Source organism: Bradyrhizobium sp. MI1.11 (assembly GCF_055811255.1).
Map to the genome: position 1 here is coordinate 55,601 of NZ_JBVVPM010000008.1, position 18,432 is coordinate 74,032.

Below are 18,432 nucleotides of genomic sequence, written 5' to 3' on the forward strand. Positions count from 1 at the left end.
CGCCCCAACAAGGAGAGACTGAAGATGAAGCGTCGTGATTTTCTGAAAGTGTCGGCAGCCGGCGCGGCGGCGACCGCCGCGGTGGCCTCGCCGGCGATCGCGCAGTCCTCGCCCGAGATCAAGTGGCGCCTGACGTCAAGCTTCCCGAAGTCGCTCGACACCATCTATGGCGGTGCCGAGCAGATGGCGAAGTACGTCGCCGAGATGACCGACAACAAGTTTCAGATCCAGGTCTTCCAGGCGGGTGAAATCGTTCCGGGCCTGCAGGCGCTCGATGCGACGCAGAAGGGCACCGTCGAGATGTGCCACACGGTGTCGTATTATTACGTCGGCAAGGACCCGACCTTCGCGATCTTCGCATCGGTGCCTTTCGGCCTGAACGCACGCCAGCAGAATTCCTGGCTGTACCAAGGCGGCGGCAACGAACTCGCCAACGAGTTCTTCAAGAAGTCGAACGTGATGGGCTTCCCCTGCGGCAACACCGGCACCCAGATGGGCGGCTGGTTCCGCAAGGAGATCAAGACCGTTGCCGACCTCTCGGGCCTCAAGATGCGCATCGGCGGCATTGCCGGCCAGGTGCTCCAGAAGGTCGGTGTGGTGCCGCAGCAGCTCGCCGGCGGCGACATCTATCCGTCGCTCGAGAAGGGCACCATCGACGCGGCCGAATGGGTCGGCCCCTACGATGACGAGAAGCTCGGCTTCGCCAAGGTCGCCAAGTACTACTACTACCCGGGCTTCTGGGAAGGCGGTCCGACCGTTCACGCCTTCGCCAATATCGACAAGTGGAACGAGCTGCCGAAGAACTATCAGGCGATCCTCACCAACGCGACCGTCAACACCAACACCTGGATGGCCGCGCGCTACGACATGGTGAACCCCGGCGCCCTGAAGCGTCTGGTCGCCGGCGGAACGCAGCTTCGCCCGTTCACCAATGAAGTTCTGGAAGCCTGTCTCAAGGCGACCAACGAATTGTGGGGCGAGATCTCGGCCAAGAATCCCGACTTCAAGAAGTCGATCGACGCCATGCAGGCCTACCGCTCCGACGAATATCTGTGGTGGCAGGTTGCCGAATACACCTACGACAGCTTCATGATCCGCTCGCGCACCCGCGGCTGATCTTCGAATAAGCCGCAAGACGACACGCCCGGTCTCGTTCGCGAGGCCGGGCTTTTTCTTTGGGACGACGCGATCGGAATAGGCGAGGCGGAAGCCGCCGAGCGGCGGTGTCGCCGGGGGACGGGCGGGGCCTCCAACAAAAAATCTGAAAAACAACCCCATGCACAGTAGACGAGGGGTGAGAGGACAAGGCGTTGCGCGTGCAGCCAAGCGCTTGATGCGATGGAGCTAATTGGCAGGAAGGCCCGAGCATCACGCGGTCGATGGGAACTTCGCATTTTGGGAGCGAAAGCGGGAGGCGCACTAAGCGAGTGCTTCAGCGAGACCGTTTGACTCGTCGGGCAAAACAGTGGCATAAAGGTATTATCGCAAAATCCGAAATTAGCGCCTCGGCGGCTGGCCTGGGTTGATGATGAGCTTCGATCCCGATGAGGTTCAAAGCGCGCTGCGGGAGGCGACTTTTCAAATTAGGTGCGTCTTCTGAACTCAAGGTCCGATCCAACCTCGCCTTCTGGCCCTTCGCTGACCTTAGTTCAGAGCGACACGACGTCCCTTCCCGGGAGGTGAGCTGACTGCGGTTACGCTGGCATCCGAGGGCAGCCTCTGACCCACAGCGGAAATTCGGCGGGACCAGCTACGGCACACCAAGTGCTCTTAACGATGCTACGACCCTGCTGGCGCGCTCGTGCTCAAACCGATCGAGACCCATGTGCACAGCCTCGGCCCATTCGAAATACTTCATAAGCGCCTCATCGGTCGCGTGGTCGCGCAGCATGGCAGCCACAGCACCAACATAGGCATCGTATTCGTCGGCCGGGCACTCGCCAATCGGATCCCATTGCTGGTTCAGAACATCCCTGATCTGACCGCGCCAGAGGCGAGAAGATTGTTTGTCTATGGCCATGGGCCCGATCCTAGACTCATATTGCAGACCTATATCGCTAGGCCCGCGCTACGTTCGATCTTCTTCAATCCAGATTCCTGCTTCGCTCAGAGCGCTGAGAATGCTTTCGATGTCTTCGGGTTCCAGTATTGCACCAGCACACAATTGATTTAATTCATCGAATCCAATCGTGCTGTCTCGTTCACCAATTTCGATCGCTCGTCGAATGATTTCGCGCACGCTCGTGCTCTCTCCGTCGGTAACCCCTACTATAGCGGGAGAGAGTCGGGTTCTGGCCCTTAGCTGACCTGCGGCGCGCAGCCGGTCGAAGACCGATTGCGATCCTAAGCGGTCATCAGAGGCGGACAGCAACGAGACCGACATGGACGCTCCGTTCCAACTGTCCTAGGTTCAAGCGACAGGTAGTTTACGGGCGAGCATGGAAGAACACTCCTCCGGCGTTTCTAAAAAGTGCGAGAACAATCGCTCCATTGCTCGTCCGTTAATTTGGTCGTTTCTCCTAACTCTTATGGCGCTAGTTGCGTCTCAGGTAATGCGATTGCATCAGCAGCAAGCCGCAAGCTGGCTTCTCTGGGACTATGCGGGTCGGATTGCTGCTCTCGCCGCTTTGGCGGCGTTACCTTCTGCTCGTGTCGCGGCCTTTCGAATAAGCAAACGGCAAATCTCCCTTTTTGAGATTGTCTTATGGATTGTTGGAATTTGCTTGTTGGGCAGTTTTGGCCAGTGGCCGCGACATCTCATCAATGCAGCATTCCCGGCAACGGTTCTCGGCGTATATCCACACCCGACCGGATGGCTAAACGCATTCGATCTTGTTTTTGGCTTGGCGCTGGTCGCCGCCAGCGAAGAAATCATATTTCGCCAATACATCCGGCGAGCAATTCAGCCTTATCTTGGTAACGGCATCTTCGTCCTGCTCACCACGTCAGTTCTGTTCGGCGCGTATCATTGGTGGGCCGGGCTCGGCAATATTCTTCTCGCCACAACAATTGGCATTTTCCTCATGCTAATGCTGCGGCGGTCAGGTGCGCTATGGCCGGTGGTACTCGCGCATTACTTGGTCGATTCGATCGTTTTCGCGCAATGAGCCTTGCAGGTTTCGGAAGTCTTACGACCGCTTCTGGCCGCATCTCAGACCTCACAACCGGAATGCCGAAAGGCCGCTTGTGACCCTGAGCAGACTGCGTGACGTTAGTGTGATTGACTATTGGCCTTGATATAGTCTGCCTGTGAGGGCCTCATGATTTTCAAGTTTCAGGCCGGCATGAAGATGTACGAAGTCGTCTGGGAGCGCGACGGCGAAAAGCTCTTCGTGGCGGTCCTTCACGCGGCGAACGAGGCTGGAGCCATCTCCCGAGCGGAAGAAACGTTCGCCGAGCACCCCGAAATCGACTTTGATCGCAGTGGCACCACAGTGCGTGCTCGCCTCCACGAGTTGCGACCCATGGAAGTTTTGTCGTGCCTAGAGCAGGCCGTGCTCAACGCTATTGCGCTTCAGGCACCTGAAGTCGCTGATGCGCTCGCTGCCCAGCAGGGGAAAGTGCGCGTCACTGCCCGCGAGAACACGGGAACCGGGTTCTATACCACGCTCGACGTCTGACATCGTTCGCCAATCAAAGATGTTGCCTCGCCACTGGGCGATGTCGGAGCGACTATTGTCGGGCTTGAGCATGGGATGGGATTTCTGCTCTGGCTTCGGGATGGCCACATTCATAAGCTGGAGGGCTTCTCATATGGATAGAGCACGTTTGGCATCGATTTCGAGCGAGTAGCGTTCGGGGCAGTCGGACCGCGCACCTGATGATCCGTCCGCCATGTCGCCTCTTGGCCCCATAGCTGACCTGCCGCGAGCAGCCAGTGCAGGACCGCTTGTGACCCGTAGCTGACCTTAGCTCTGCGTGCCGGGAGGTCTGCTTTTTGGGAGGCAAGCTGATGCGCGGAATTCGAGCTACCCAAGGCAGCTTTTGACCGAGAACATCGGCCCCCCTTGGTGGTGGCGAAGCACCGGCAAGTATACCTCTGTATGATCAAATTGCGGAGCCCATCGAGTAGTATCGCGCCTGCTTTGAGGGGGGACTTTAATATGGATCTGCTCCGCGCAGAGAAGATCGCAGTAATCGAAAGTAGTTCGGACCGGAGATGTCGTGTCTGCGACAAGCAGCTGGTGCTAGTTCGCGCGATCCTGAACGTGGAAACCGGGAACCTCATCCACCTGTTCGAATGCGAATGCGGCGAACGCATCTGGAAGGACTGAGGCCGCCTCAGGTGACGGCCTTTTCGTACGAAATGATGTCGGCTCGTGGCTGACCTCTGCCCCGCGCGCAGGCAGGTCCGCTTCCGAGAGGTGAGCTGACCAAGGTCATATTAGGTGCCGAGGGCAGCCTTTGGCCCATCGCTTCCGTTGGCGCGGCGTAGCCAAACGTCGGTTCACAGGAGCGAACCGGAAGTTTGCAACCGAGCGCCAAACCGGCACGATTGACCCAGAGCCGACTTGACGCCTTGTGCTATACGCCAGAGCTGGGCAGCACGATGGGAAAACCTATTGCGCGATCATTGTTGGCTAGTCGGTGGATGCGGATGTATCGAGAGCTCTCTATCTGGAAGCGAAGTGGCGCGCCCGCCTCGAGTTCGATCGCCAATTTGTCGAGCTTTTTATCGAAGTCGAGCCGGTAGAACGCAGTCGATGGTTCGCAACTGTTGACGAGGCCATTGCTGCGCATGAGGAGGAATTTTCCTCGATGGGGCGGGAAATCGCCGAGCAGGAAAACCAACGATGACGTGACGTCCGGAATTGGCCCATCAGCGAAGTGGCGGCGGCGTTCCACGAGGTCCGCTCACCGAGGCATGGCGGACCAGATTTGCTCACGTTGAGTTCTTCGCATTGTGACCCATTGCAGACTTGGCCGCCCTTATTTCGGTCCCAATAGCGAAGTTCAACGTTAGTCCATTTCAATGTCTTGGAGCGTCCATTGAGAGCAGCTATTTTGATCTCGCTTCTGACATTATCGCCTCAGCTATCCGCTCAGACGCGTCATGGAGAGCTGCCGTCCGTTTCTCGCTTCCGAGCTTGTGTTCGGTCGCACGCACCTGATGCTCAAGCGGCGGGGGTTCGGACATCCGACGACGCCGCGCGCTACGCCATGAAGGCGTGCATGCCCTTGGTCGGGTTGTTCTTAGATCCAAACGCCTCCCGGAATGCGGAAGTCATAGAGGAAGTGCTTCCTCCCGGAAGCTATCGTGCGGTTCTCAGGGAGGAGTGGGGCGATTTTGTTGAGCAGGGAAACAGACAATAGGATTTAGCTCTCGCCGGCAGTTCTAGAAAGGTCGCCTCTTGGCCCCTAGCGGACTAGCTGGGGCGAATTGGCCATGTCCGGTCTTAAAGGGTGAACGGACATGACTCTCCTCCGCGCAGGCTGATCGGGCCTTGAGTAAACGCCCTGAGACGAAGTAACGCCGGCATCGACAACGCGAACGTGTCTAGCCCGTATCGGGCTCACCAAACCATCGCGCTGCAGCTTGAGACACTTCATCATTGTCAGGAGCCTCTTCGCTGGCCCAGCTCACCACGCCGTCGGGGCGCACGAGCAAAGCAGCCACGCCCAGTCCATCCTCGGCGTCGTTTGCGACATAGGTGATCCGGCCGCGCCAGCGGCTCGCAAGCGCTTGGAGCGATGGCCGTGCGCCAAAATCCAGCAGCAGCCCTTGTCCCGTTCGGAGGTGCTCGTTCAGTCTTGTCCCGTCGGCGAACTTGAAGTCCGGCGCGCTTCGGCCCACCAGAGGATGCCGACCGCCGAGATCGTAACGGAGCGAAACGCCCCACACGCGCTCGGCGAAGTAGGTGGTGCCGTCGCGCGTGCCGATGAGATCGCGAACGATGGCTTCGAGCGCGCGCGAACTCTTGCTGGGGCGCATCAGCCCGACCTGTGCGCGCGACCAGTCGAGGATTTGTGCTCCTACGGGATGTCGTTCGGTCGAATAGCTGTCGAGCAGGCCGGACGGCGCATCGCCACGAATGGTCGCCGCGAGCTTCCATCCGAGATTCATGGCATCGCCGAGGCCGAGATTCAGGCCCTGGCCGCCCAGCGGCGAATGGACGTGTGCGGCGTCACCCGCCAGCAATACGCGGTCCATGCGATAGTCGGTTGCCTGATAGGCGCGGTCGGTCCAGGTGGTGGCGAGGAGCAGGGCCGTCACGGTCACGTCGATGCCCGAGACCCTGCGCAACACCGCCTCGACATGGTCACGCTCCAGCTCGCTGCGGTGGGCGGCGCCGCCGTCGAAATCGACCATCGCGATCGTCCCCGGCGCCGCATATGTGTACATGCCCGAAGGGGTGTAGTGGCGACCCGGCTTGAGCAAGATTGGATCGGCCAGTTCGACCTGTACAGAATAGCCGGTGAACTCCGGATCGGTCCCGGTGAAGCCGATACCGGCCGCCTTTCGCACGCTGCTGCGCCCGCCGTCGCAGCCGACGAGCCAGCGCCCATGGACGGCTTCGCCAGCTACGTCCACCGCAACGCTGTCCGCGGATTGCCGGAGAGCCTCGACACCGCAGCCGCGCCGGATCTCTGCACCCAACGTCTCGGCTCGGATCGCAAGCACGGCCTCGATGCTCGCGATGTCGGCCGCCATGCTCCCGATCGGGCCGGGCAGGCGGTATGGCCATTGCGTAGCGTCAATCTGGTCGTGGAAGAACTGGATGCCGGCAAAATGACCGCCAGGGCGACGCTGCTGCTGCATCCAGTGCGCAGCCGCCGGCGTGTCGCGGCTCGTCGCGCGAGCTTTCAAGCTATCCAGAAGGCCGCGGCGGTCAAGGCTCTCGATGGTCGGCACCGACAGGCCGCGCAAGCCAAACGGGAGGCTCTTCAGCGGCGAGTGCTGGTCTTGCGCCTTTTCCAGCACCAGCACCGAACAGTCGGCCAGCCGAAGCTCGCAAGCCAGAAAGAGGCCGACGGGACCGGCGCCGGCGATGATGACGTCATAGAGGATGGTGTCGGGGGACTGCATAAAATGCTCCGTTGTCGATGATCGACTGTCGATGTTCGACCGGAGCGTTTCCCAGAGCTGAGGACCTCACGGACGAACGTGTGATCGCCTGAACAGCGACCGTGTTCGTCGTGGGGATCTCAGCCATGAGGCCAAAGACCAGAGCTTTCGTCACCGAAAGGACTTGGGCTTACCAGACCAAGTCTGCCTTTTCCGACGCGCCCAATTTAGCTGCCGGGTCGCAGCCTCGTCAACGGGACATGGGGCCAATCGCAGACGGATGACAGGACTGTGCGCGGGAAATCAGCTGAACATCAATTCGCAAGACGGTCTTTGCTCATGCGCAGGATGACCACCACACCCTCATCCGACCAGTCAAAAGTTATAGCCCCGCCAAGCTGGGCGGCCATACTTCGGTGCACCAACTTGCTTCCAAAGCCTTCGAGCTTTGTTGGAGCGACAACGGGAGGACCGCCCCGTTCCGTCCACTTGACCACGACCTCGTCCTCGTGGGCGTTGCACGACACGTCCAGGGTACCACTTGAAAGCGACAGCGCACCGTATTTCGCAGAGTTGGTTGCCAGTTCATGCATTACCAAGGCGAGCGCTGTGCTGGAAGTCTCTCCCACGTTCATCTTGGGGACCGAGACGCGAATACGAACGCTGGCTCCCTTTTCATCGTACGGAGCAAGCAGAACAGAGATGAGGTCTCCAAGAAGCGTCCCCTCTCGATTTCGTCCTGGTACCGGACGAACAAGGTCCTGAGCACGCCCAAGGGCGATCAGGCGACTGGTCAGCTCCTGGGCCATATCTTCTTTTGATGCTGCCGAGCGCGAGCTCATTTGAGTCAGCGCCGTTGCGATGGTTAGAAGGTTTTTCAGGCGGTGGCTCATCTCGCCCGCCAGCAGCTCGTTCGCTTCTTCGGCTTGCTTGCGTTGGGTTACGTCCAGGAAAATACCGAACATGGTTCGATCTGCGATGTCGGCATCGTCGCCCTGGCCCCGAGCGGAAATCCAGCGGATATCGCTTCCGGTGAGAATACGAAAATCGATCTCGTAAGAGCCGACGACGGCGCGAGTAGCGGCAAATGCCGATCTCACCCTCTCGAGATCTGCGGGGTGGATGTTTTTGGACAGTATCTCGAACGTAATATTCTGCTCGCCCTTGGGCACCTCCCAAAGGTCGTACGCGGGTTCATCCATGGTGATGGCGTCGGTATCAACGTTCCAGGACCATAGAGCGACACCGGCGGCGCGAGTGGCAGCCCGGAGGTGCTTTTCGTGCCACAAGGGCATCGTCACCTGGCTAGGAAACATTGCGCTTTGCTTTCCCGCTTGTCCGACCAAATCGGCGCCCCTGCCGACGGGCGATCGACAGATACCATACCCGGTCGAAAAGGTCTCGGTTCGGTTGAGAGGGCGGGTTGAAGTGTGGTCCCGCGCCCGAGTTGGCTCAGAAGCGACCCTCAGAAAACCAGCCATGAGGTTCGCCGGCTGCTATCAACGGCGTTGTTCGTCGGCGACGACGCATTGCTCCGCGAACTTTCATTCAGCAATTTTGAGCCGGTCTCTGCCCGTCAGGCGCCGGAGTTCTCCCGGGGCTGCTGTACGCCCGGACCTTCACTCCCATGGGTCAATACGGCCTCGGCAGCAGCTTCGTCGATGGCCGCCATTACCTGAGCGGTTGCGGAATGATGAATCATGTGTCCCGCGCCGTCGATCCGGCGCAATTTGCTCTGCTTGATCTCGCCATGCAGCCTGACCGACTGCTTGATATCGATCATACGATCGCCCTGGCCCGCGATAATGATCGTGGGCATCTTGAGTTCTGCATAAGTCTTCGAACCTGAGAATGCGGCGGGGATCAACATCGTCGCTTCAGCGGCTGTGGCCCGCATCTGTGATGGGCGGAGCGCCATTTCTTTCGGAAAGCCCGTGAACTTGTTCGGGACCGGCCGGGGCCCAAACAACTTGCGCAACGTCGCGGGCCACATCATCCGACCGGCTAGCGGCGAAATCGTGGAGCTGATGAGGTCCCCGAGCACCGGTAGGGCGGACAGCACTGACGCGGCGCTGTCCGAGCGGGGCGTCGGGAAATAATAGCCCGAGGCCAGCACGAGAGCCTGCACGACCGAAGGATGTCTTGTCGCCAGCGCAACCGCAACCGACGCGCCCCAGGAATGGCCAAGGACAATCGCTTGAGAGACGCCGAGCTGATCGAGCGCCTTCTTGAACAGGTCCGCCTGGGCATCCGGGGTCCAGACGACGTGCCTCGGCCGCGAGCTATGCCCAAATCCGGGACGATCGAACACGATGACCCTGTAGTTTTCGGCTGCGAGATCGATCAATCCACTCGCGTCGAAATCCTGGACCAGGCTGCCATTGCCGTGAAACAAAACCAGCGGCTTGCCCCTGCCGCGTTCCAAATAGTGCAGGCGAACGCCATCGATATCGATGAACCGACCCTGCGGAGGATTATCGCGTTGCGCTTTGTTCGCGAGCCGCCGGTTTATGATTGCGCTAGCCGCGATGAAGGTACCTGCGGCAGCAAACGCGGCGGCGCCCGGATGTCGCGTGATGGCGGCCAGGCAATCGGATAGAAGGGAGCTGGAACGTGTTCGTCGTGCAAGGCGCATGTGCATTACCTAGGTGGTCTGCACGACGCCCCATCAAATGAGAAATGTTGCAGCTGAGTTGAACGGTTCGCCGGGGTGTTCGTTCCTTGGCAGGATCGATGCGGCGCCGGCGGCGGGGCCCAAGGGGGCAAACGTCCGCGCCATCCGCGACCTCATCCGCAGGTGCCCTGATTGGCTTACAGGAACCTGACGGAAGGGAGCGGCCGGCCCGCCGGCTGCTTTTTCGCTGGCCGAGATGCCCCGGATGATGGATGACAGCGAAGATGCGGCGGAAGCCGTGCGGTGACAGCGGAACATCCCGCGGGAAAATGCGATGCGCCTTCTAATCGTCGAGGACAATGCCGAGCTGTCACGGCTCGTTGCCGGCGGGCTGTCGGCGGCCGGCTATGAGAGCGACATCGTCGGCAGCGCGGCCGAAGCGCGCGAGGCGGTCAGCAGCGTCAGCTATGCCGCGATGATCCTCGACCTCGGACTGCCCGACGGCGATGGCCTGTCGGTGCTGCGCGAGCTGCGCCGGCAGATGGAGCCCTTGCCGGTGCTGGTGCTGACCGCGCGCGGCGGCTTGCAGGACCGCGTCAGCGGCCTGCGCAGCGGCGCCGACGACTATCTCGCCAAACCGTTCGCGATGGAGGAGCTGGTGGCGCGGCTGGAGGCGATCCTGCGCCGTCCGGGCCAGTTGCTCGGCCGATCGCTGCGCCTCGCCAACCTCGTCTATGACACCGAAAGCCGCCAGATCTTCGTGGACGACCAGCCGCGCATCATCTCCGCGCGCGAGACCTCGGTGCTTGAGATCCTGCTGCGCCGGCAGGGCAGGGTGGTGCCGAAGAAGAACGTCGAGGACCACATCTTCGGTCTCGACGGCGAAGTCGCCTCCAATGCGGTCGAGGTCTACGTCTCGCGGTTGCGCAAGCAGCTCGCCGAGCACGGCGCCAAGGTCGTGATCCACACCATCCGTGGCGTCGGCTATCTTATGGCCGAGGAGAAATAGCGTGGCCCGGATCGGATCTCACGCCGGATTCCGCGCCGGAATCCATGCGAGGTCGCCAACGTTCAAATCGCTAATCTGGCGCATCGTGTTCCTGCACATCGTGGCGGTCGCGGTGGTCGCGATCTTCCTGCCGCTGGTGCTGTTCTGGCTGCTCAATTCCGAGATCGACCAGTTGCATCGCGATGCCATGCGCGCGCAGGCCGAGGTGTTGGCCGAGCGCATCGTCGCCCAGCCCGACGGGCTGTTGACGTTCAACCTGCCGGACAGTCTCAAGGGCCTTTATTCGGAAGCCTATGGCCGCTACCAGTACGACATTCGCGATGCCGAGGGGAATCTGCTGTTCTCGTCGCGGCGCAAGACCGGCACTGCCACGGCCGCGCCTCCGCCGCTCTCCGAAACGATTTCCGGCGCCGGCGTCACTCGCATCATCGACGGCAAGGTGATGCGCATTCGCGTCGCGGAGGACCTCGCGCACCGCGACGTCATCATCGATGACATTGTCTCGAACTTCTTCCGGCGGGTCGGGTGGATCACGATTCCAATCCTGCTGGTCCTGCTCGCCATCGACATCATCATCTTTCGCCGCGCCGTCGCGCCGCTGTGGAAGGCCTCCGAGGAGGCAAGCAATATCGGCCCGGCGCGCACCGACATCCGCCTGCCGACGGAGCAGATTCCGCGCGAGATCATGCCGCTCGTCACCGCCGTCAACCAGGCGCTCGACCGCCTCGAGGACGGCTTTCGGGTGCAGCGGCAGTTCACCGCCGACGCCGCGCACCAATTGCGTACGCCGCTCGCGATATTGCGCACGCGCATCGAGACGCTCGGCGACGGCGCCGCAAGGCAGGCGCTGCATGCCGACATCGAGGGCATGAGCCGCATCGTCGCGCAGCTGCTGGAGATCGCCGAGCTCGACACGCTGGTGCTCGATCCCGGCGAGACCGCGGATTTGCGCGCGGTCTGCGCCGAGGTGGTCGGTTCGATCGCGCCGCTCGCGATCGCGCAGCACAAGGATATCGCGCTTAGGGGCAGCGAGGCGCCGGTGCTGATCCACGGCAATTCGGTGATGCTCCAGCGCGCGATCTTCAACCTTGCCGAAAACGCCATCAAGTTCACGGCAAAGGATACGTCGGTCGATGTCGATGTGAGCGAGAACGGTGCGGTGCGCGTGCGCGATTGCGGACCGGGAATTGCGGAAGCCGAGCGTGAATTGATCTTCCACCGCTTCTGGCGCGCCGACCGCCAGCGCAGCGACGGCGCCGGCCTCGGGCTCTCGATCGTGCGCGCGGTGGCGGATGATCACGCGGCGACGGTCGCGGTGGAGAATCTTCCGGGCGGCGGCGCGCAGTTCACGCTGCGGTTCAGGCTGGCGGAGAAGCGGGGCGACGTTGATTTGAACGCAGTGCGGCACTGACGCTGCACCCTCGCCCCTTGTGGGAGAGGGTGGCTCGCCGCGACAGCGGCGAGCCGGGTGAGGGGTCTCTCTCCGCGAGTCCGACTGCGAGTTGAATGCGCGGAGGCAACCCCTCATCGGGCGCTTCGCGCCACCTTCTCCCACAAGGGGAGAAGGAAGAGAGCGCTATTTCAGCTTGCCGGTGGACAGATCCATGATCATGCGCGTGGTCAGATAAAGGCGCGGCACGATGCTGTCGAGTTTGACATATTCGGCGTCGTTGGAATGCGCGCCGAAGCCCGACAGGCCCATGCCTTCCACCACGGCTCCGCTGGTCTTGAGCGTGGCAAACGCGGCGTCGGTGCCGCCGCCGGTCGCCTTCTCGTCGACCTTGAGGGGCAGTCCGATCTCCCCATAGATGGTCTTGCCGTAGGCCGCCACGCGGCGCGAGGCGTCGTTGGCCTCCAGCGGCGGACGGCGCACCTCGAATTTGAGCGCGACCTTGGAGTCGGGCAGCAGGTGATTCTTGATCTTGTCCTGCAGCGCCTTCTCCAGCTCGTCGAAATCGGCGACCTTGAGCGCGCGCGCATCGGCCTGGGCCGTGGCCTCCGCGGGGATGACGTTGCGGTTGGTGCCGGCCTTGGAGACCGTCCAGTTCAGTTTCAGGCCCTGCTCCGGCTTGGACAGGTCCTTCATCTGCAGCAGCTGATGGGAGAGTTCGTACAGTGCATTGACGCCGCCCTCGGGCCGCGAGCCTGCATGCGACGACTTGCCCTGTACCGTGAGATACGCCGAGCCGATGCCGCTGGTGGCCAGCCGCAGCGTGCCGTCGGTGCCGCCGCCTTCAAACGAGAACACCACATCCTGATCCGCGGCGAACCTGGTGATGGTGCTGCGCCAGCCGGGCGACGAGATCTCCTCGTCGCCATTGGTAAGCACCGTGAGCGTGCCGTAATCCCGGAAGCTCAGCTTCTGCAGCAACGCTACGGTGTGAAGAATGAGCGCGACGCCCTGCTTGTCGTCGGCAATGCCGAGGCCGTAGGCCTTGTCGCCGTCGATGCGGAACGGTTGATCCTTCAGCATGCCCTTCAGGTACACGGTGTCCATGTGGGCGATCAGCATGATCTTCTTGCTGCCTGTGCCCTTGAATACGGCGTGTACGGCCGGGCCGATCTTCTCGGGTGTGTCGTCGAGGCGATAGACGTCGGTGGGCTGCAGGATCTCCACCGTGCCGCCGAGCTGCTTGAGCTGGCCGGCAACGCGCTCGGCGATCTGATTCAAGCCTTCGACATCCTTGCTGCCGGATTCGATGCTGACGAGATCGCGCAGCGTGTCGAGCAGCGGCTGCTGCTCCTTTTGCGCCAGCGCATGGACGTCGGCCACGACATTCGCACTGGGCTCCGCATGCGCCGGCATTGCCGCACATGCCAGCCAGAGCGACGCGATCAACGGAGCAACGAGCGATGGAGCAGGGTGGGATCGAGACATGCGTGGCGGCCCTAGGTTGGGGGATGGCGCGGTATGCCCGTGTTTCCGGCGCTTGTCACGCGCCCGGGGCACCCGGCATGCCCGGCCGAGGCGGACGTGATGGGAAGGGCCAGGGCGCCGGCCGCCTAAGCCTAAAGTCGTAGGATCGGATGGCGTGGGAGCTGAGCATTTTTGTCCCTCACATCGTGAGGGATGGAAATCGGACGACACTTGTTCCATGCTGGCCTCCAAGCCTCGGCAAGAAGGCCCACCGTCACAATCCATCAGGGTAGGAAATCATGAAAAGACGAGATTTTATCAAGGTCACCGGGCTTGGTGCGGCGGGTGTCGCCACGCTCGCCGCTCCAGCGATCGCGCAGACGACGCCCGAGATCAAATGGCGCATGCCGACGAGCTGGCCGAAATCACTCGACACGCTCTATGGCGGTGCCGAGATGATGGCCAAGATGGTCGCGGAAGCGACCGACAACAAATTCCAGATTCAGACATTTGCCGGCGGCGAGATCGTGCCGGGCCTCCAGGTGCTCGATGCCGTGCAGAACGGCACCTGCGAGATCGGCCATACCGCGTCCTACTATTATTTTGGCAAGGACCCGACCTTCACCTTCGGCTCGGCGGTGCCGTTCGGACCGAACATGCGCATCAATCAGGCATGGTACACACTCGGCGGCGGCAGGGACATCCTCAACGAGTTCTACAAGAAGTACAACGTCGTCTCGCTGCTTGCCGGCAACACCGGCTGTCAGATGGGTGGCTGGTTCCGCAAGGAGGTCAAGACGCCTCAGGACTTCAGCGGGTTGAAATTCCGCATCGGCGGCTTCGCCGGAAAAGTGATGGCCAAACTCGGCGCGGTGCCGCAGCAGATCGCCGGAGGCGACATTTATCCGGCGCTGGAGAAGGGCACCATCGACGCTGCCGAATGGGTCGGACCGTATGACGACGAGAAGCTCGGCTTCGTGAAAGTCGCGCCGCATTATTACTTCCCGGGCTGGTGGGAAGGCGGGCCGATGCTTCTCGCCTTCGTCAACCAGGACAAGTGGAATGCGCTGCCGAAGCACTACCAGAGCATTCTCGAACAGGCGGGGCACTACGCCAACAACTGGATGATGGCGAAGTACGACCAGTCCAATCCGCCGGCGTTGCGGCGCCTGCTCGCGGCCGGCGCCAAGCTGCATCCGTTCTCGCCCGAGATCATGCAAGCCTGCTTCAAGGCATCAAAGGAGCTGCACACCGAAGTCTCGGCCACCAACCCGGACTTCAAGAAAGTCTATGAATCCCTGACCGCGTTCTCGAACAACGGATATCAGTGGTTCCAGGTCGCCGAAGTCGGCTATGACAACTTCATGGCGCGCAACTCGCAGAGCTGATCGCAGGGCGCCCGATCGGCCCAAACGAAAAAACCCGGAGCAAAAGCTCCGGGTTCTTTTTTTGCGGGTGGGCCGGGCGCTATTGCTTCGGCTGGCCGAAGTCGAGCGGCGGCAGATCGATCTGGGGAATGTCGATCTTGATGCTGTTGGGATCGACGGTGGACTGCACGCCCTTGTAGTGCATCACCATCGACGGGAACATGATCACGAGCAGCACCATGATCATCTGAATCACGACGAACGGCACCGCACCCCAATAGATCTGTCCCGTCGTGACCGGCTCCATGCGTTTGCCGGTGACGCGGTCGGTATAGCGCTCCTTCGGCGCGACCGAGCGCAAATAGAACAGCGCAAATCCGAACGGCGGATGCATGAACGACGTCTGCATGTTGACGCCGAGGATGACGCCGAACCAGATCAGGTCGATGCCGAGATGCTCGGCAGCCGGCCCGAGCAGCGGGATCACGATGAAGGCGAGTTCGAAGAAGTCGAGGAAGAACGCCAGCACGAACACGAAGGCGTTCACGAAGATCAGGAAGCCGATCTGGCCACCGGGCAGCGAGGTCAGCAGGTGCTCGACCCAGACGTGGCCGCTGACGCCGTAGAAGGTGAGCGAGAACACGCGCGCGCCGACCAGGATGAAGACGACGAAGGCGGACAACTTCGCCGTCGATTCGGTGGCCTGACGAACGAGGTCCCAGGTCAGGCGCCGCTTCGCGGCTCCGAGAATGAGGGCGCCGGCTGCACCCATGGCGCCGCCTTCGGTGGGCGTCGCGACACCGATGAAGATCGTACCCAGCACCAGGAAGATCAGGAACAGCGGCGGCACCATGACGAAGGTGGTCTGTTGCGCCATCTTCGAGAGGAAACGGAAGCCCGTCAGCTTGTCGAGGACCCAGTTCGCGACGGCGACGAAGAACGCGAAGAGGATGCCGAAGAACATGCTGAGCACGACGAAGTCGGCGCCGTGTGTCTCCGAATTCCGCATCATGAACCAGCCGAACACGCAGCTCGCCAGGAACAGCACGCCGAGCGACCTCAGGCCGCGGTCGCCGCTCTCCTCGCGGAAACCGATGGCTTCCTTCGGCAGGCCCGGGGCGGCCTTCGGGAAAATCATGGTCACGAGGAACGCGTAACTCGCATAGAGGCCGGCGAGCACCAGGCCCGGAATGAACGCACCCTCGTACATGTCGCCGACCGACTTGCCGAGCTGGTCGGCCATCACGATCAGGACGAGCGACGGCGGAATGATCTGCGCCAGCGTGCCGGAGGCCGCGATGATGCCGGTCGCCACGCGGCGATCGTAGCCGTAGCGCAGCATGATCGGCAGCGAGATCAGGCCCATCGAGATCACCGAGGCCGCCACGACGCCGGTCGTCGCCGCGAGCAGGGCGCCGACGAACACCACCGCGTAGGCGAGGCCGCCCCGAATGGTGCCGAACAACTGGCCGATGGTGTCGAGCAGATCCTCGGCCATGCCGGAGCGCTCGAGCACCAGCCCCATGAAGGTGAAGAAGGGAATGGCGAGCAGCGTGTCGTTGTTCATGACCCCGTAAACGCGCTCGGGCAGGGCCTGGAGAAAGTCCGGGTGGAATTGTCCGAGCTCGACGCCGATGATGGCGAAGAACAGGCCGACGGCGCCAAGCGAAAATGCCGCCGGATAGCCGAGCAGCAGCACGATCACCAGCGTCGCGAACATGATTGGCGCCATATTGGCGACGATAAACGCGGTCATTGAATCCCCCTACGATGCCGCTTGGCGATCACTTCTGTTCGATCGCTTCAACGAGGTGCTCGACTTCGGCCTCCAGCGCCGAAATCTGCGACTCGTGGGGATCCGGAATCATGCCACGCATGACGGCGATCCGTTTGATCAGTTCGGAGACGCCTTGAACAAGCAGGAACGCGAAGCCGATCATGATGAGCGACTTGGCCGGCCATTGCGGCAGGCCGCCCGCATTACCGGATTGCTCGTTGATCTGAAGCGAGCGCAGGAAGAACGGTATCCCGGTCACGATCATGACAACGGTGAGCGGGATCAGGAAGAAGATGTGCCCGATGATGTCGATGATGTTGCGAGTCCGCTTCGGCATCATGCTGTTGAAGATGTCGATCCGGATGTGCTCGTTGTCGAGCAGCGTCCATGACGCGCACAGCAGGAACACGATGCTGAAAAGCACCCATTGCAGCTCGAGCCACGAGTTGGAGGACGTGTCCAACGTCTTCCGAATGATCGCATTCACCGCCGAGATGACGACGGCGACCAGGATCAGCCAAGCCAGACGCTTGCCGGTCCAACGTGTGAACGCGTCAATTCCATTGCTCAGCTTCAGGAGCGCTTGCAAGATTGGTCCTCCCCGATTTGCCCCGGCCGTCTTGACTGCGCCGAGTGGCGCGTTGGCTTGTCTCGCCGCGCAGGCATGAGGCAGCCGCACCAAACCAGCGAGTTTGCCGCCAGTCAATCGGAAGTTTGTTGATAGTTAAGGGGAATAAGCCGCGGCCCGGCAGCCGATGCTAGCCGCCGGTGACGCTCATGTGCCTGCTGACGCTGGGGCGGTCGTGGCGGCGGTCGATGATGAAGTCGTGGCCCTTGGGCTTCAGCCCAATGGCGCGGTCGATTGCATCCGCAAGCAGCGAATCGTCGTCCGATGCACGCAGAGGTTTGCGCAAATCGGAGGCATCCTCGTGGCCGAGGCAGGTGTGCAACGTTCCCGTGCAGGTGACGCGCACCCGATTGCAGGATTCGCAGAAATTATGGGTCATCGGGGTGATGAAGCCGAGCTTGCCGCCGGTCTCGGCGACGCTGACATAGCGCGCCGGGCCGCCGGTGCTCTCGGCCAGATCCGTCAGCGTGAAGTGCTGGGCGAGGCGCGCGCGCACCAGCGACAGGGGCAGGTACTGGTCAATACGTCCCGATCCGATCTCGCCCATTGGCATGACCTCGATCAGCGTCAGCCCCATGCCCTTGCCGTGGGCCCAGCGCATCAGGTCGGGAAGCTCGTCCTCGTTGAGGTTCTTCAGCGCAACGGCATTGATCTTGACCGCGAGGCCCGCAGCGCGTGCCGCCTCGATGCCTTCCAGCACCTTGTCGATCTCGCCCCACCGGGTGATCTCGCGAAACTTTTGTGGGTCGAGCGTGTCGAGCGAGACGTTGATGCGGCGGACGCCGCAATCGGCGAGTTCGCTCGCGTATTTCGCAAGCTGGGTGCCGTTGGTGGTCAGCGTCAGCTCGCTCAACGCGCCGCTCTTGAGATGCCGCGACAGCGAGCGCACCAATGTCATCACGTTGCGGCGGACCAGCGGTTCGCCGCCGGTGAGCCGCAGCTTCTTCACGCCCTTGGCAATGAAGGCCGAGCAGAGCCGGTCGAGTTCCTCCAGCGTCAGCAGGTCCGCCTTGGGCAGGAACGTCATGTCTTCCGACATGCAGTAGAAGCAGCGCAGGTCGCAGCGGTCGGTGACGGAGACGCGCAAATACGAAATGGTCCGTCCGAACGGATCGGTCATCGCGCTCGACAGCGCGGCGCGGGGGCTCGCGGAAAGTCCGTTCATACCAAATGC

At 61.7% G+C, this 18,432-nt stretch carries 16 protein-coding genes; 6 read left to right on the forward strand and 10 right to left on the reverse strand.

Going from position 1 to position 18,432, the window contains the following annotated elements:
* Positions 1-24 precede the first annotated feature (24 nt).
* On the forward strand, positions 25-1,116 hold the full coding sequence (locus tag AC0L30_RS10615) for a TRAP transporter substrate-binding protein (RefSeq protein WP_007592593.1): 1,092 nt from the start codon (positions 25-27) through the stop codon (positions 1,114-1,116).
* Between the two features lie 634 nt (positions 1,117-1,750).
* On the opposite strand, the gene AC0L30_RS10620 is transcribed toward AC0L30_RS10615, so the two are convergent.
* Together AC0L30_RS10620 and AC0L30_RS10625 are read right to left on the reverse strand one after the other, a co-directional pair.
* Positions 1,751-2,020: a hypothetical protein gene (locus tag AC0L30_RS10620; protein WP_473404279.1), complete on the reverse strand. Its 270-nt coding sequence runs from the start codon at positions 2,018-2,020 to the stop codon at positions 1,751-1,753.
* 48 nt (positions 2,021-2,068) lie between these two features.
* Complete coding sequence (locus tag AC0L30_RS10625) at positions 2,069-2,383, reverse strand: RNA polymerase sigma factor region1.1 domain-containing protein (protein WP_473253930.1); 315 nt, start codon at positions 2,381-2,383, stop codon at positions 2,069-2,071.
* A gap of 55 nt (positions 2,384-2,438) precedes the next feature.
* On the opposite strand from AC0L30_RS10625, the gene AC0L30_RS10630 reads away from it, so the two are divergent.
* Positions 2,439-3,107: a CPBP family intramembrane glutamic endopeptidase gene (locus tag AC0L30_RS10630; protein ID WP_473404280.1), complete on the forward strand. Its 669-nt coding sequence runs from the start codon at positions 2,439-2,441 to the stop codon at positions 3,105-3,107.
* 153 nt (positions 3,108-3,260) lie between these two features.
* On the forward strand, positions 3,261-3,620 hold the full coding sequence (locus tag AC0L30_RS10635) for a hypothetical protein (protein ID WP_473404281.1): 360 nt from the start codon (positions 3,261-3,263) through the stop codon (positions 3,618-3,620).
* A gap of 904 nt (positions 3,621-4,524) precedes the next feature.
* On the opposite strand, the gene AC0L30_RS10640 is transcribed toward AC0L30_RS10635, so the two are convergent.
* From AC0L30_RS10640 to AC0L30_RS10655, 4 genes are all read right to left on the reverse strand, one after another.
* Positions 4,525-4,845, reverse strand: a complete 321-nt coding sequence (locus AC0L30_RS10640) for a hypothetical protein (RefSeq protein WP_473404282.1) — start codon at positions 4,843-4,845, stop codon at positions 4,525-4,527.
* 652 nt (positions 4,846-5,497) lie between these two features.
* Entirely contained in the window at positions 5,498-7,027 is a 1,530-nt protein-coding gene (locus AC0L30_RS10645) for an FAD-dependent monooxygenase (RefSeq protein ID WP_473404283.1), read from the reverse strand.
* Positions 7,028-7,320: 293 nt separating this feature from the next.
* A complete protein-coding gene (locus AC0L30_RS10650) occupies positions 7,321-8,322 on the reverse strand; it encodes a sensor histidine kinase (RefSeq protein WP_473404284.1) in 1,002 nt (333 codons plus the stop codon).
* A gap of 260 nt (positions 8,323-8,582) precedes the next feature.
* The gene (locus AC0L30_RS10655) at positions 8,583-9,641 is read right to left on the reverse strand and encodes an alpha/beta fold hydrolase (RefSeq protein ID WP_473404285.1); all 1,059 of its coding nucleotides are present in this window, start codon (positions 9,639-9,641) and stop codon (positions 8,583-8,585) included.
* 313 nt (positions 9,642-9,954) lie between these two features.
* Between AC0L30_RS10655 and AC0L30_RS10660 the strand changes: the two genes are divergently transcribed.
* Together AC0L30_RS10660 and AC0L30_RS10665 are read left to right on the forward strand one after the other, a co-directional pair.
* A complete protein-coding gene (locus AC0L30_RS10660; protein ID WP_007592584.1) occupies positions 9,955-10,629 on the forward strand; it encodes a response regulator transcription factor in 675 nt (224 codons plus the stop codon).
* 1 nt (position 10,630) lies between these two features.
* A complete protein-coding gene (locus AC0L30_RS10665) occupies positions 10,631-12,040 on the forward strand; it encodes a sensor histidine kinase (protein WP_007592580.1) in 1,410 nt (469 codons plus the stop codon).
* Positions 12,041-12,205: 165 nt separating this feature from the next.
* Here the strand turns inward: AC0L30_RS10665 and AC0L30_RS10670 are convergent, their stop codons facing one another.
* Positions 12,206-13,507, reverse strand: a complete 1,302-nt coding sequence (locus AC0L30_RS10670) for a M20/M25/M40 family metallo-hydrolase (RefSeq protein ID WP_473404286.1) — start codon at positions 13,505-13,507, stop codon at positions 12,206-12,208.
* A 278-nt stretch (positions 13,508-13,785) separates the two neighbouring features.
* Here AC0L30_RS10670 and AC0L30_RS10675 point away from each other — a divergent pair, with 278 nt between their 5' ends.
* Positions 13,786-14,874, forward strand: a complete 1,089-nt coding sequence (locus AC0L30_RS10675) for a TRAP transporter substrate-binding protein (protein ID WP_473404287.1) — start codon at positions 13,786-13,788, stop codon at positions 14,872-14,874.
* Positions 14,875-14,953: 79 nt separating this feature from the next.
* On the opposite strand, the gene AC0L30_RS10680 is transcribed toward AC0L30_RS10675, so the two are convergent.
* The 3 genes from AC0L30_RS10680 to moaA form a co-directional block, all read right to left on the reverse strand.
* Positions 14,954-16,609, reverse strand: coding sequence for a TRAP transporter large permease (locus AC0L30_RS10680; protein ID WP_473404288.1), 1,656 nt, complete (start codon positions 16,607-16,609; stop codon positions 14,954-14,956).
* Positions 16,610-16,637: 28 nt separating this feature from the next.
* Positions 16,638-17,219 (reverse strand): TRAP transporter small permease subunit, encoded by a 582-nt coding sequence (locus AC0L30_RS10685; protein WP_007592574.1) that lies wholly within the window; start codon positions 17,217-17,219, stop codon positions 16,638-16,640.
* A gap of 169 nt (positions 17,220-17,388) precedes the next feature.
* Positions 17,389-18,423 carry a GTP 3',8-cyclase MoaA gene (moaA, locus tag AC0L30_RS10690; protein ID WP_473404289.1) on the reverse strand — a complete coding sequence of 345 codons (1,035 nt, stop codon included), beginning with the start codon at positions 18,421-18,423 and terminating at the stop codon, positions 17,389-17,391.
* Positions 18,424-18,432: the final 9 nt, after the last annotated feature.

Excerpts from the sequence above, each read along its gene's own strand:
- AC0L30_RS10615 (WP_007592593.1), top strand. The coding sequence starts at position 25 with ATGAAGCGTCGTGATTTTCTGAAAGTGTCGGCAGCCGGCGCGGCGGCG.
- AC0L30_RS10620 (WP_473404279.1), bottom strand. The coding sequence starts at position 2,020 with ATGGCCATAGACAAACAATCTTCTCGCCTCTGGCGCGGTCAGATCAGG.
- AC0L30_RS10625 (WP_473253930.1), bottom strand. The coding sequence starts at position 2,383 with ATGTCGGTCTCGTTGCTGTCCGCCTCTGATGACCGCTTAGGATCGCAA.
- AC0L30_RS10630 (WP_473404280.1), top strand. The coding sequence starts at position 2,439 with ATGGAAGAACACTCCTCCGGCGTTTCTAAAAAGTGCGAGAACAATCGC.
- AC0L30_RS10635 (WP_473404281.1), top strand. The coding sequence starts at position 3,261 with ATGATTTTCAAGTTTCAGGCCGGCATGAAGATGTACGAAGTCGTCTGG.
- AC0L30_RS10645 (WP_473404283.1), bottom strand. The coding sequence starts at position 7,027 with ATGCAGTCCCCCGACACCATCCTCTATGACGTCATCATCGCCGGCGCC.
- AC0L30_RS10650 (WP_473404284.1), bottom strand. The coding sequence starts at position 8,322 with ATGTTTCCTAGCCAGGTGACGATGCCCTTGTGGCACGAAAAGCACCTC.
- AC0L30_RS10655 (WP_473404285.1), bottom strand. The coding sequence starts at position 9,641 with ATGCGCCTTGCACGACGAACACGTTCCAGCTCCCTTCTATCCGATTGC.
- AC0L30_RS10660 (WP_007592584.1), top strand. The coding sequence starts at position 9,955 with ATGCGCCTTCTAATCGTCGAGGACAATGCCGAGCTGTCACGGCTCGTT.
- AC0L30_RS10670 (WP_473404286.1), bottom strand. The coding sequence starts at position 13,507 with ATGTCTCGATCCCACCCTGCTCCATCGCTCGTTGCTCCGTTGATCGCG.
- AC0L30_RS10675 (WP_473404287.1), top strand. The coding sequence starts at position 13,786 with ATGAAAAGACGAGATTTTATCAAGGTCACCGGGCTTGGTGCGGCGGGT.
- AC0L30_RS10680 (WP_473404288.1), bottom strand. The coding sequence starts at position 16,609 with ATGACCGCGTTTATCGTCGCCAATATGGCGCCAATCATGTTCGCGACG.
- moaA (WP_473404289.1), bottom strand. The coding sequence starts at position 18,423 with ATGAACGGACTTTCCGCGAGCCCCCGCGCCGCGCTGTCGAGCGCGATG.